The following is an 11593-nucleotide window of genomic DNA, read 5'->3' on the forward strand; positions in this document are numbered from 1 at the left end:
ATGAAAAAAGAGAGAAAGCCTAAAATTGTCATCATGGGAGGCGGAACTGGACTCTCTGTTTTATTAAGAGGATTAAAGCAATATCCTGTTGATATTACAGCAGTTGTTACAATTGCTGATGATGGTGGCAGTTCGGGTAGATTACGTGATGAGCTAGAAATTCCACCTCCAGGTGACATCCGTAACGTACTTGTTGCGTTATCGGATGTAGAGCCACTGGTGGAAGCTTTATTTCAGCACCGTTTCACAACAGGAGACGGACTGAAAGGTCATGCGTTAGGAAATCTATTGTTGGCAGGTATGACCTCGATTACAGGAGACTTTTTCCATGCAATTACAGAAACAAGTAAAGTATTAAATGTCAGAGGACGTGTATTACCAGCAGCTAATCAAAGTGCGGTACTTCATGCGGAACTTGAAGATGGGGAAATTGTAACAGGTGAATCAAAGATTCCTTATTACGGAAAGAAGATTAATCGTGTCTTTTTAACTCCAGAAGATGTAGAGCCATTGCATGAAACGTTGGCTGAGATTAAACGAGCTGATTTACTTGTTTTCGGTCCTGGAAGTTTGTATACGAGTATATTGCCTAATTTAGTTGTTAACAAAATTGGAGACGCTGTTCTTGCTGCAAAGGCGAAGAAGGTATATGTATGTAACGTTATGACACAAGCGGGTGAAACGATGGGATATACTGCTTTTGATCATGTGCAGGCGTTACACGATCATTTAGGGCAACCATTTATCAATACTGCAATTGTAAATAACCGTGAGATTCCTTGTGAATTACGCAAGTCATATGAGGAAGAAATGTCTACACCAGTTGTAGTGGATGAAGAACGTTTTGTTGAAAATAATATTGATGTTATTCAAGAGGGATTAGCGAAGTATGATGATCATGTTGTAAGGCATGATACGTTAAAGTTAGCGTCCATTTTATATTCATTGTTATAAATATGCGTTGCCTCGTTTGAGGTAGCGCTCCTCATTCATATAGGACAAGAATTTTGTTCCATAATAATCGTATAAGGAGGTGTTGACTGTGTCATTTGCATCAGAAACAAAGAAAGAGTTGACGAATCTTGAGATGAAGGAATGCTGTGAGAAAGCAGAATTATCAGCGTTACTTCGAATGAACGGGTCGCTTTCTTTTTCAAACCGTCGTCTATCTATCGATATTCAAACGGAAAATGCGGCAATTGCAAGAAGGATTTATACGCTTTTGAAAAAAGGATATGACGTGACGGTAGAATTGCTTGTCCGTAAAAAAATGCGCTTGAAGAAAAATAATGTATATATTGTGCGGCTTGTTGAGAAGTCTCGCGAAATATTAGCTGATCTTCATATCGTTCGAGATGACTTTTCATTTATTCGAAATATATCACAAGAATTGATTGAGAAGAAATGTTGTAAACGATCGTACTTACGTGGCGCATTTTTAGCAGGTGGTTCAGTAAATAACCCAGAAACATCATCTTATCATTTAGAAATCTTTTCGTTATATAAGGAACATAATGATGCTATATGTGAACTGATGAACGGATTTGATTTAAATAGTAAGACGTTGGAAAGAAGAAAAGGGTACATTACGTATTTGAAAGAAGCAGAAAAAATTACAGAGTTTTTAAATATTATAGGTGCTCATAATGCACTTTTAAGATTTGAAGATATTCGAATCGTACGTGATATGCGTAATTCTGTAAATCGTTTAGTGAACTGCGAAACAGCTAATTTAAATAAAACAATTGGTGCAGCACTAAGACAGATTGAAAATATTCGTTATATTGATGAGACAGTTGGTCTTGATATTTTGCCGGATAAATTACAAGAGATTGCACAATTACGAAGAGATTATCAAGATGTAACATTGAAAGAGTTAGGTGAGATGGTATCCGGGGGGAAGATTAGTAAGTCGGGTATTAATCATCGTTTGCGTAAAATCGATGAAATCGCAGAGAAATTACGCGCGGGGGAAACGTTAGTAAAAAAATAAGAGGTTAAAGGGGAAATGGAGCTGTGGTTCAAAAACGAGTTCAGGTTTCATTAAAAAACGGTTTACAAGCACGTCCGGCTGCGTTGTTTGTACAAGAGGCAAATCGCTTTCATGCAGATATCTTCATCGAGAAAGATGGAAAGACAGTAAATGCAAAGAGCATAATGGGGATTATGAGCTTAGCAATTGGAACTGGAAGCATGATAACAATTACAACAGAAGGTTCAGATGCAGAAGAGGCTTTAGAAGCATTAGCTGCATATGTACAATAAGAAGCTATCGCGTATATGCGATAGCTTTTTGTTTTTGCGGTTTACTTAAAGGGAGTTTTCGGGATAGGGGGTATGTAGGTGGTTTGTCCTTGTCGTAGATTGTCGGTAAATCGATATGTTGTGTCGAACCGTTGATATATTAAAAAAATCGTTGATATAATTTAAGTTTTGTTCGATATAATTGAAAAATCGTTGATATATTTAGGTGAATACCAGGGTGGGTATCCAGACGGAGGTGCATGATAATAAAAAAGCGCCCTGTAATAGGGTGCTTTTTTATGTATCTAGCTTCAGCGACTAGAATCTCCGGTCGCTTCGCCCCTTCATTCGAGGCAAAAAGCGCCTCGGAATCAGGCGCTCCATCGCCCTGTGATTCTGAACGAGCCGCTTCCGCTTTTAGTTATTAACGATTTGTAAAGATCTTATCGATTAAACCGTATTCTAAAGCTTTTTCTGCTGTCATGAAGTTGTCGCGGTCTGTGTCGCGTTGTAGTACTTCAAGTGGTTGACCAGTGCGGTCAGCAAGAATTTGGTTTAGTTTTTCACGTAAGAATAGGATACGTTTTGCAGCGATTTCGATTTCAGTCGCTTGACCTTGTGCTCCACCAAGTGGTTGGTGAATCATTACTTCACTGTTTGGAAGTGCGTAACGTTTTCCTTTTTCACCTGCTGCAAGTAAGAATGCACCCATAGATGCAGCCATACCGATACAGATTGTTGATACTTGTGGTTTAATAAACTGCATTGTATCATAGATTGCCATACCCGCTGTGATAGAACCACCAGGGCTGTTGATGTAGATGTGAATATCTTTTTCTGGATCTTGAGATTCCAAGAATAAAAGCTGGGAAACGATTGAGTTAGCTACGTTGTCATCAATTGCACTACCAAGCATAATGATGCGGTCTTTTAATAGTCGAGAGTAAATATCGTAAGCGCGTTCTCCACGATTTGTTTGTTCAATTACTGTAGGAATTAAATTCATCTGTTATTTCCTCCTTATAAAGCTTTCTTAGTCTTATAATACAATTATGGTCAATAAAGGTCAAACGAAACCACTTTAAATCAAAAAAATATGTAGTTGTACCATGAAATATTCGCTATGTTTTCGAAATTCCCTGCTTATGTATCTTCAACATCATAACCGAATTACATAAATTTAAACGTTACGAAAACTGGAGAAAAAAGAAAAGAACGCCTTTTAACTGAAGCGTTCTTTCGATAATTAGTCTTTTAAAAGATAGGTTACTTTATTTAAAATCTTTTCGATTTGTTTCGCGTTTTTACTATACATTTCGCTTGCTGACTTCGACTTTGTTTCTAGGGAAAATAGTTCAAGATCAGCATGACATTTTTTTAAAGATGCTAATAATAAAGGTTTGTTTTGAGGAGAAGGCATTTGGAGTTTGTCATTGTAAATGTCGATAGTAAGTTGTCCGTATGAATCCACTTGACCGAGGAAGACATTTTCAATAACAACACCGATTTTTTCTAATTCTGAATGTAGCCAAGCGCGGTTATGTCCGCTTGCTGAAAGAGGTTCATCTAGTACATTTCCATCCATAATAACAGTTTGTGGTTCTTTTTCATTTGGCACTTTTAAACCTAGATCTTTTGCTGTAAGTGGCTGAGAATCTTTCTTTAATAATACATTTAATTCTCCACTCGGTTCTAAGACAGCAAATTCGACTTCAGCTATACTGAATGCACCATTTCCTCTAAGAAGTTCAAGTAACTCATCACTTGTATATTTCTCTTTCTTTAAATTATCCTCAAGTACTTTGCCATCTTTTATTAACACTGTAGACTTCCCTTCAAAAAAATCTCTAGCCGTTTTGTTTTTTAGGGAGAGAATTCCGACAAAGAAGGGTACTGAGGCGAAAATAAGTATGGCAAAGACACCGTGGAAAAACTTTTGATCAAGCCCTGTAGCTATTTGAGCGGCGATATCGCCAATTGTCATTCCTGCTATGTATTCAAAAAAGGAAAGCTGAGAGATTTGCCTTTTTCCTAAGCACTTTGTAATAGTGAATAAAATGATTAATATGAATACAGAGCGAAGGATAACAAGTGTCCATTCCGGCAGGTGAGACATAGTCATTTCCTCCAGTCTACTTAAAACCCTTTATATTGAGGTTCTTCACGTTCTAATAATGAAACCCTATCCTGTAAATCAGCGATGATGCTGTCCATTTCTAACATACATTCATGAAATACGCGTTTTGCTTCATCGTCTGTAGAGTTTAGCGAAAGGGAACTTAAGCTTGCTTGAGCTCCCCTTACACTAGCGAGGCAAGTTTTTACGCTAGCAATAACAGTCATATAAACACCTCTTATCCTTTCGGTTTGAATAACAATGCTCCAATGAAGCCGAAAATAATAGCTGCTGATACACCGGCGCTCGTTACTTTAAACATGCCGGTAATAACGCCAACGATGCCATGTTTTGCAGCTTCTTCCATTGCGCCATGAACGAGGGCATTACCGAAGCTTGTAATAGGTACGGTTGCCCCAGCTCCAGCGAAATCAATTAATGGTTCATACAAATTGAATCCATCTAATATAGCTCCGGCAACGACGAGTGTTGCCATTGTATGGGCGGGTGTTAGTTTGCCGACATCAAACATAAGTTGGCCGATTACACATATGAGTCCGCCAATGACGAAAGCCCAGAAAAAAATCATTGCGTTGCACCTCCAAATTCAATCGAAACGGCATGAGCGATACACGGAATCGTTTCTTCTTGTTGGAATGTAAGTGGAGATAGTAAAGCGCCTGTCGCAACGACAAGTATTTTTTTGAACTCTCCTCTTTTCATTCGGTTTAATAAATGACCGTACACGACCGTTGCAGAACATCCTGGTCCGCTAGCACCAGCGATAACAGGTTGCCCTTCTCTATAAATGAGTAACCCGCAATCTTGAAACTGTTCGCTCGTTACTTTCGTTCCGTGTTTATGTAGTAAGTCATAAGCAATTTCGCGACCGACATGTCCGAGGTCACCCGTTACGATTAAATCGTAGTAAGAGGCATCAATTTGGCGTTCGCGTAAGTGGGCTTCAATTGTATCAACGGCAGCTGGAGCCATTGCACCTCCCATATTAAACGGATCTGTTAATCCCATATCAACCACTCGTCCGATTGTGGCAGATGTTACCCTAGGACCGTGTCCAGTATCGCTTAAAATAGCGGCTCCTGCTCCGGTTACTGTCCACTGCGCGGTAGGTGGTTTTTGCCCGCCATATTCGGTAGGATAGCGGAATTGTTTTTCTACAGCGGTGTTATGGCTTGATGCCCCGGTTAATAAATATTTTGCGCCTTTTGCATTTACGATACTTGCTCCAAGTGCTAAACCTTCCATAGAAGTAGAACAAGCGCCAAATAGTCCGAGATAAGGAGTGCCCAGTGTACGGCAAGCAAAGCTTGTAGGGGTAATTTGATTAATTAAATCGCCTGCCAGTACAAATTGAATATCATCTTTACGAAGTTTTGCTTTTTCGGTGGCGCGGCTACAAGCTTCTTCAAATAAAATTTTATGTGCTTTTTCATAGGAATCTTGTCCGAGCCATAAATCTTCATGGAGGGTATCGAAATCTTCTGGGATTTTCCCTTTTGCTTCAAACGGTCCGCCAACGACTCCCGTCGAAATAATAACTGGTTTGTTTTCAAATACCCACGTTCGGTGTCCTTTTAACATTTATAGCCCTCCCCATTGAACGAGAATCGTTTTGATAAGTGCGATGACGAAAGCGGAAAATACACCAAATAAAATAACAGAACCAGCTAGTTTAAACATATTGCCGCCAACGCCAAGGACAAATCCTTCCGTTCGATGCTCAATACATGCGGCAATAACAGAGTTACCAAATCCAGTAACAGGTACAGCTGTACCTGCTCCAGCAAACTGTCCAAAACGATCGTATATACCAAATCCAGTTAGCAACATGGAGATGAAAATGAGAGTTGCGACTGTTGGATTGCCTGCTGAGCGTTCAGTGAAATCAAAATATGTGATGTAAAAAGTAGAAATGAGTTGTCCGATGAAGCAAATAAAACCACCGACGAAAAAGGCTTTTATACAATTTTTTAAGACAGGTCGTTTCGGTTCGCGTTCTTGTTCGAATTTTTTATACTCCTGTTGTACAGGGGTTAAGTTTTTATCTTTACTAGCCATTGCAATCCTTCCTTTTCTTTTAAAAAGCGTTAAGTGTTAGACTCCATTTTTTTACCAATGAATTTTAATTGTTTATTAATTTCATCTTTAGATACTTCTTTTTCCTTAATTTTTCTTTCGAGTTTTTCGAGTAACATAAAGATTTTTTTATCTGTACTGACACGAACATCGAAAGTAGGATGCTCATCACTTAGCTGCTTTTGAAGCTTCTTACGAAGAGGTTTTAATCCAAACCTTTCGTGATGCTCCGGTATAACTGCTATGTAGAGATCTAAATTTGAATTCACTGCTGTGCTTTTTATAATTTCATCCATAGCGAGAGCTCTTTTCTTCGCTCCTTGTGATATAGATTGATTAAAGGATTCCGTACTCGTCTTTGTTAACTTTGGACCTTTTTCTTTCTCCGTTCGTTTTGCTTCTTCTTTCACTTTTTTATCTAAAGGACTATTATCACATCCGGTAAAAGAGCTAAATAGAAGTGCAAATAATGCGGTTATGAGGCCGAGTTTTCGCATAATTATCATTCCATTTCTATTGCAATATGTAATGTGATAGAAAAAGGATGACTGCATATCATCCTTTTTCTATTTCACAGCAAGACTGATTCGTTATTGCTGTGAGTATTGTGGTTCTTCTTGCTGGACTTCTTCAACGCGTGGGTTTAAAGAATCGATAATCGTTTGTGTTTGCTGCGCAGCTGTTTGGAAAAGTTGCTTCGCTTGTTGGTTATCCGTATCAAGAGCGAATCCCTCTAAGCTGGCTTGTGCACTTTTTAATCCAGAAACAGTTTGCTTTAATTTTGTAATTACAGTCATTGAATGAAGCCCCCTTTGGAATATCAATTCAAAGATTATAATTTGTGAGTTGGGGTGAATTTATGATTGGAAAATTTAGGGGTGAAATAGATTTTATATGCTTTTAGCTAAGATGCATAAGGTATTACGGGGATATTTTTATTGATTTAGATGGATTTTATTGCTATTATTATGAGAAGAAAATGAAGTGTTTTCTATAATCATGCGCCCATAGCTCAGTCGGATAGAGCGGTGGTTTCCGGTACCACGTCTGCCGGGGGTTCGAATCCCTCTGGGCGCGTCAAAAAGTCCTAACTTACGTTTTGTAGGTTAGGACTTTTTTTATTTCCCTCTTGTTATATCTAGTGATAAGATTTACTATTAGTACTTGATAATAATTTTTAACTTTATTATTTTCTTTCAATATTATTCAAATTTCGGTTGTAAGTTGTAAATCTCATTAATACATATAAATTAATAATATTTTGGAATGGGTGTCTGCGTGAGGATTCTCCTTTTACCAAACTTATTGTACAATAGAAACAAGGGGGAGATTAGTTTGAAGGCAAGTCTTTTACAAGAACAAAGCTTACGTTTGGCAATGACACAAGAGTTAAGGCAAGCGATTACAATGCTCCAGTATAATGTACAAGAATTATCGGAGTTTTTGTATGAGCAATCGTTAGAGAATCCCCTTATTGAGTTAGGTGGTTTTGAGAGGGAGAAGAAAAAGAGCTCTAACAACAGTAAAAGTACCAGCAAACAAGTCGAGAATCAGATGGAGATCTACAGTGTGGATTCTACAACGATTCAGCAACATTTATTAAATCAAATACAGTATTATAAAATAGATGAAGAAGAGCGAAAAGTAGCTTCTTTCATTATTATGAACATGGATGGAAATGGATATTTACAAGAAACGAATGAAGAGTTAGCAGAGCTCCTTTCTGCGCCCATTCATGTAGTCGACCGCTCTGTAGAGCTTGTCCAATCACTGGAACCAGCAGGGGTAGGGGCGCGTAATATTCAGGAATGTTTAACTTTGCAATTGAAGCGCTTACAAAGACGTAATGGATTAGCAGAAGAGGTTGTAGAAGATCATTTCGCTTATTTCGTGAAGAAAGATTGGCGAAAGCTCGTTCAAGTGTTGAAGTGTAGTAATGAGGAATTGCAGAGTGCGGTAAATTGTATAACGTCATTACAACCAAAACCAGGTCTTGCGTTTTCTTCAGATAAACCACTTTACATTGTACCTGATATGGCGGTGAAAAAAGATGGCGATCGCCTCGTTTTACAAATGAATGAGAGAAATATGCCGAGAATTGAAATTCATTCTGAATATAGTGCGCTTCTTAATAATAGTGAAAGTGAAGTAGCATCTTACGTATCAGAAAAGTATCAGCATGTGCAGTGGATTATGCGTAGTTTGAAGCAGAGAAAACAGACATTGCTGCAAGTAATGACTATTATTATGGAAAAACAACGTGATTTCTTCTGGAAAGGTCCAGAGTATTTAAGACCTCTCGCTTTAAAAGAGGTAGCGGAAGAGTTAAGTGTGCATGAATCGACAATTAGTCGTGCGACGCGAAATAAATATGTTCAAACACCACACGGTTTATTTGAGATGAAATCGTTCTTTAGCAATGCCGTTTCGACGACTGAAGATGAAGCAGTTTCTACAAAACGTGTAAAACAATTTATTCAAACGCTAATTGGGGCAGAGGATAAGAAAAAGCCACTTTCAGATCAAAAGATTTCAAAATTATTAGAAGAAGAGCATGAAATTGTTATTTCTCGAAGAACAGTGGCGAAGTATAGAGAACAAATGCATATCCCAGCTTCGTCATTACGAAAAACGATCGGATAGGTGAAGAAGATGAAAGTTGTACTGTATACTAAAAAAGATTGTGGCCTTTGCGTGAAGGCGAAACAAGTTTTAAAGGAAGTACAATGTGAATATTCTTTTCAAATCGAGGAAATAGATATATATGAAGATAATGACCTTTTAGAAAAATATCACTTAATGATTCCGGTTGTAGAAATGGACGGAAAACAAGTAGAATATGGTAACATTCACAAAGGTGTCATAATAAACTATATAAAGAATGCAGTTAAGAGTTGAATAAGTTTCTATCTCCTGTTACAATAATACACGTAGCAGGGATTATTTTTTTAACCTATGTGGGACACAAAATGTCACTACGGGACGTAAAGTGACCACGAAGGAAAAATGAACCGATGTAGTGAGGAGAAAAGATATGCGCTCATGGATTCAGAACACAAAAAAATTATTACCTGATCTGCTACCTGTTATGCAAACGAGAATGCAAATTCTTCAATACATTAGGCTCATGCAGCCGATTGGAAGAAGAAACTTATCAGCAAGTCTCGGTATGACAGAACGAGTATTGCGAAGTGAAGTTCAAGTTTTGAAAGAACAAAACTTAGTTCACGTCGCTTCTTCTGGAATGACTTTGACAGAAGAAGGAACAGCTTTAGTTCTTGCTTTGGAAGACTTTATGAAAGAAATTTCCGGGTTAAAGGTTTTAGAAAAGCAACTTAAGGAAACATTAGACTTGGATGAAGTTTTCGTTGTCCCTGGTGATAGTGATGAATCACCTTGGGTCAAACTGGAGATGGGCCGTGCTTGTGTGACTTGTATAAAAGACCGTCTGACAGCGAATAATATCGTTGCTGTGGCTGGAGGAACTACGCTAGCTGCTGCTGCGGACATGATGCAACTTGATTGCAAAGATTTACATATGCTATTTGTCCCAGCACGTGGTGGAATTGGAGAAGGCGTCGAATTAGAAGCCAATACCATTTGTGCCAAGATGGCGCAAAATACGATGAGTAATTATCGCTTATTGTATGTTCCAGACCATGTTAGTAGCGAAGCATATGCGTCTATTGTGACAGAGCCTTCCGTGAAAGAAGTTCTTGAGTTGATTCGATCTTCCAATATCGTCATTCATGGAATAGGTGATGCGTTAACAATGGCACGTCGCAGAAGTACTTCAGAAGCAGATTGGTTAAAGATTCAGGCAAGCGAAGCAGTTGGCGAAGCTTTCGGTTACTACTTTAATGAAGAAGGAAATGTTGTTCATAAAGTAAGAACAGTTGGTATGCAACTAGAGGATTTACAAAATGTATCTCACGTTGTTGCAGTCGCTGGAGGTTCTTCAAAGGCAAAAGCAATACAGGCTGTAATTAAACAAGGGCACACTTCAATTCTAATTACAGATGAAGGTGCAGCAAAACAGTTAACAAAGGGTTTTACCCTTTAATATAATCCCCCAAGGAGGAAATTCAAATGACTAAAATTGGTATTAATGGATTTGGACGTATCGGACGTAACGTATTCCGCGCAGCTCTTAACAACTCTGAGGTAGAAGTAGTAGCAATCAACGACTTAACAGATGCTAAAACATTAGCTCACCTTTTAAAATATGACACAGTTCACGGAACTTTAAATGCAGAAGTATCTGCTAACGAAAACAGCATCGTTGTTAACGGTAAAGAAATTAAAGTTATCGCTGAGCGTGACCCAGCTCAATTACCATGGAGCGACTACGGAGTAGAAGTAGTAGTAGAATCTACTGGCCGTTTCACTAAAAAATCAGACGCTGAGAAACACTTAGGTGGATCAGTTAAGAAAGTTATCATCTCAGCTCCAGCTTCTGACGAAGATATCACTGTAGTTATGGGTGTTAACCACGAACAATACGATGCAGCTAACCACAACGTAGTATCTAACGCTTCTTGTACTACAAACTGTCTAGCTCCATTCGCTAAAGTATTAAACGAAAAATTCGGCGTAAAACGCGGAATGATGACAACAATTCACTCTTACACTAACGACCAACAAATCTTAGACTTACCACACAAAGATTTACGTCGTGCTCGTGCAGCAGCTGAAAACATGATCCCAACATCTACTGGTGCAGCTAAAGCTGTAGCATTAGTATTACCAGAACTTAAAGGTAAATTAAACGGTGGCGCTGTACGTGTTCCAACTGCTAACGTTTCTCTAGTTGACCTAGTTGTTGAACTTGACAAAGAAGTAACAGTTGAAGAAGTAAATGCAGCATTCAAAGCAGCAGCTGAAGGCGAATTAAAAGGTATCCTTGGATACAGCGAAGAGCCATTAGTATCTATCGACTATAACGGATGTACAGCTTCTTCTACAATCGATGCATTATCTACAATGGTAATGGAAGGTAACATGGTTAAAGTACTTTCTTGGTACGATAACGAAACTGGTTACTCTAACCGCGTAGTAGACCTAGCAGCTTACATGACTTCAAAAGGTCTTTAATTCTTAATTATATAAGTTATCAATGACAAAACGAGGGAGAGG

Annotated in this window: 15 protein-coding genes and 1 tRNA gene; 8 read left to right on the forward strand and 8 right to left on the reverse strand. The window is 38.4% G+C overall.

Features of this window, described 5'->3' with window-relative positions; genetic code table 11:
- The 3 genes from ACTFO4_RS11805 (at window position 1) to ACTFO4_RS11815 (ending at window position 2265) form a co-directional block, all read left to right on the forward strand.
- The gene (locus ACTFO4_RS11805) at window positions 1-954 is read left to right on the forward strand and encodes a gluconeogenesis factor YvcK family protein (RefSeq protein WP_000712188.1); all 954 of its coding nucleotides are present in this window, start codon (window positions 1-3) and stop codon (window positions 952-954) included.
- 88 nt (window positions 955-1042) lie between these two features.
- Entirely contained in the window at window positions 1043-1993 is a 951-nt protein-coding gene (gene whiA / locus ACTFO4_RS11810) for a DNA-binding protein WhiA (protein ID WP_000006558.1), read from the forward strand.
- Between the two features lie 23 nt (window positions 1994-2016).
- Window positions 2017-2265, forward strand: a complete 249-nt coding sequence (locus ACTFO4_RS11815) for an HPr family phosphocarrier protein (RefSeq protein WP_000250307.1) — start codon at window positions 2017-2019, stop codon at window positions 2263-2265.
- 403 nt (window positions 2266-2668) lie between these two features.
- Here ACTFO4_RS11815 and clpP read toward each other — a convergent pair whose 3' ends face one another.
- The 8 genes from clpP to ACTFO4_RS11855 all read right to left on the reverse strand — a co-directional run bounded on the left by clpP (window position 2669) and on the right by ACTFO4_RS11855 (window position 7254).
- Complete coding sequence (gene clpP, locus ACTFO4_RS11820; protein WP_001049162.1) at window positions 2669-3250, reverse strand: ATP-dependent Clp endopeptidase proteolytic subunit ClpP; 582 nt, start codon at window positions 3248-3250, stop codon at window positions 2669-2671.
- A 240-nt stretch (window positions 3251-3490) separates the two neighbouring features.
- The gene (locus ACTFO4_RS11825) at window positions 3491-4360 is read right to left on the reverse strand and encodes a DUF421 domain-containing protein (RefSeq protein ID WP_000018930.1); all 870 of its coding nucleotides are present in this window, start codon (window positions 4358-4360) and stop codon (window positions 3491-3493) included.
- A gap of 20 nt (window positions 4361-4380) precedes the next feature.
- Window positions 4381-4587, reverse strand: a complete 207-nt coding sequence (locus ACTFO4_RS11830; protein WP_000215913.1) for a DUF1657 domain-containing protein — start codon at window positions 4585-4587, stop codon at window positions 4381-4383.
- Window positions 4588-4598: 11 nt separating this feature from the next.
- Window positions 4599-4949: a stage V sporulation protein AE gene (spoVAE, locus tag ACTFO4_RS11835; protein WP_000575919.1), complete on the reverse strand. Its 351-nt coding sequence runs from the start codon at window positions 4947-4949 to the stop codon at window positions 4599-4601.
- A complete protein-coding gene (gene spoVAD / locus ACTFO4_RS11840) occupies window positions 4946-5962 on the reverse strand; it encodes a stage V sporulation protein AD (protein ID WP_078420896.1) in 1017 nt (338 codons plus the stop codon). The genes spoVAE and spoVAD overlap by 4 nt, the downstream gene beginning before the upstream one ends.
- The gene (spoVAC, locus tag ACTFO4_RS11845; protein ID WP_000146953.1) at window positions 5963-6439 is read right to left on the reverse strand and encodes a stage V sporulation protein AC; all 477 of its coding nucleotides are present in this window, start codon (window positions 6437-6439) and stop codon (window positions 5963-5965) included.
- A 29-nt stretch (window positions 6440-6468) separates the two neighbouring features.
- Window positions 6469-6954, reverse strand: coding sequence for a YhcN/YlaJ family sporulation lipoprotein (locus tag ACTFO4_RS11850; RefSeq protein ID WP_001228543.1), 486 nt, complete (start codon window positions 6952-6954; stop codon window positions 6469-6471).
- 93 nt (window positions 6955-7047) lie between these two features.
- The gene (locus tag ACTFO4_RS11855) at window positions 7048-7254 is read right to left on the reverse strand and encodes a DUF1657 domain-containing protein (protein ID WP_000216166.1); all 207 of its coding nucleotides are present in this window, start codon (window positions 7252-7254) and stop codon (window positions 7048-7050) included.
- Between the two features lie 204 nt (window positions 7255-7458).
- On the opposite strand from ACTFO4_RS11855, the gene ACTFO4_RS11860 reads away from it, so the two are divergent.
- The 5 genes from ACTFO4_RS11860 (at window position 7459) to gap (ending at window position 11551) form a co-directional block, all read left to right on the forward strand.
- Window positions 7459-7534: transfer RNA gene (locus ACTFO4_RS11860), tRNA-Arg, on the forward strand.
- A 258-nt stretch (window positions 7535-7792) separates the two neighbouring features.
- Window positions 7793-9100 (forward strand): RNA polymerase factor sigma-54, encoded by a 1308-nt coding sequence (rpoN, locus tag ACTFO4_RS11865; protein WP_000647959.1) that lies wholly within the window; start codon window positions 7793-7795, stop codon window positions 9098-9100.
- 9 nt (window positions 9101-9109) lie between these two features.
- Window positions 9110-9355 (forward strand): glutaredoxin family protein, encoded by a 246-nt coding sequence (locus tag ACTFO4_RS11870; protein WP_000869726.1) that lies wholly within the window; start codon window positions 9110-9112, stop codon window positions 9353-9355.
- 136 nt (window positions 9356-9491) lie between these two features.
- Window positions 9492-10520, forward strand: coding sequence for a gapA transcriptional regulator CggR (gene cggR, locus ACTFO4_RS11875; RefSeq protein WP_001258185.1), 1029 nt, complete (start codon window positions 9492-9494; stop codon window positions 10518-10520).
- Between the two features lie 26 nt (window positions 10521-10546).
- Window positions 10547-11551, forward strand: coding sequence for a type I glyceraldehyde-3-phosphate dehydrogenase (gap, locus tag ACTFO4_RS11880; protein ID WP_000161236.1), 1005 nt, complete (start codon window positions 10547-10549; stop codon window positions 11549-11551).
- The last annotated feature ends 42 nt before the right edge of the window (window positions 11552-11593 follow it).

The organism is Bacillus cereus group sp. MYBKT14-1 (assembly GCF_051915185.1).
GTDB classification, from domain to species: Bacteria; Bacillota; Bacilli; order Bacillales; family Bacillaceae_G; genus Bacillus_A; species Bacillus_A cereus.

Excerpts from the sequence above, each read along its gene's own strand:
- ACTFO4_RS11805 (WP_000712188.1), top strand. The coding sequence starts at position 1 with ATGAAAAAAGAGAGAAAGCCTAAAATTGTCATCATGGGAGGCGGAACT.
- clpP (WP_001049162.1), bottom strand. The coding sequence starts at position 3,250 with ATGAATTTAATTCCTACAGTAATTGAACAAACAAATCGTGGAGAACGC.
- ACTFO4_RS11825 (WP_000018930.1), bottom strand. The coding sequence starts at position 4,360 with ATGTCTCACCTGCCGGAATGGACACTTGTTATCCTTCGCTCTGTATTC.
- ACTFO4_RS11830 (WP_000215913.1), bottom strand. The coding sequence starts at position 4,587 with ATGACTGTTATTGCTAGCGTAAAAACTTGCCTCGCTAGTGTAAGGGGA.
- spoVAE (WP_000575919.1), bottom strand. The coding sequence starts at position 4,949 with ATGATTTTTTTCTGGGCTTTCGTCATTGGCGGACTCATATGTGTAATC.
- spoVAD (WP_078420896.1), bottom strand. The coding sequence starts at position 5,962 with ATGTTAAAAGGACACCGAACGTGGGTATTTGAAAACAAACCAGTTATT.
- spoVAC (WP_000146953.1), bottom strand. The coding sequence starts at position 6,439 with ATGGCTAGTAAAGATAAAAACTTAACCCCTGTACAACAGGAGTATAAA.
- ACTFO4_RS11850 (WP_001228543.1), bottom strand. The coding sequence starts at position 6,954 with ATGCGAAAACTCGGCCTCATAACCGCATTATTTGCACTTCTATTTAGC.
- ACTFO4_RS11855 (WP_000216166.1), bottom strand. The coding sequence starts at position 7,254 with ATGACTGTAATTACAAAATTAAAGCAAACTGTTTCTGGATTAAAAAGT.
- ACTFO4_RS11870 (WP_000869726.1), top strand. The coding sequence starts at position 9,110 with ATGAAAGTTGTACTGTATACTAAAAAAGATTGTGGCCTTTGCGTGAAG.
- cggR (WP_001258185.1), top strand. The coding sequence starts at position 9,492 with ATGCGCTCATGGATTCAGAACACAAAAAAATTATTACCTGATCTGCTA.
- gap (WP_000161236.1), top strand. The coding sequence starts at position 10,547 with ATGACTAAAATTGGTATTAATGGATTTGGACGTATCGGACGTAACGTA.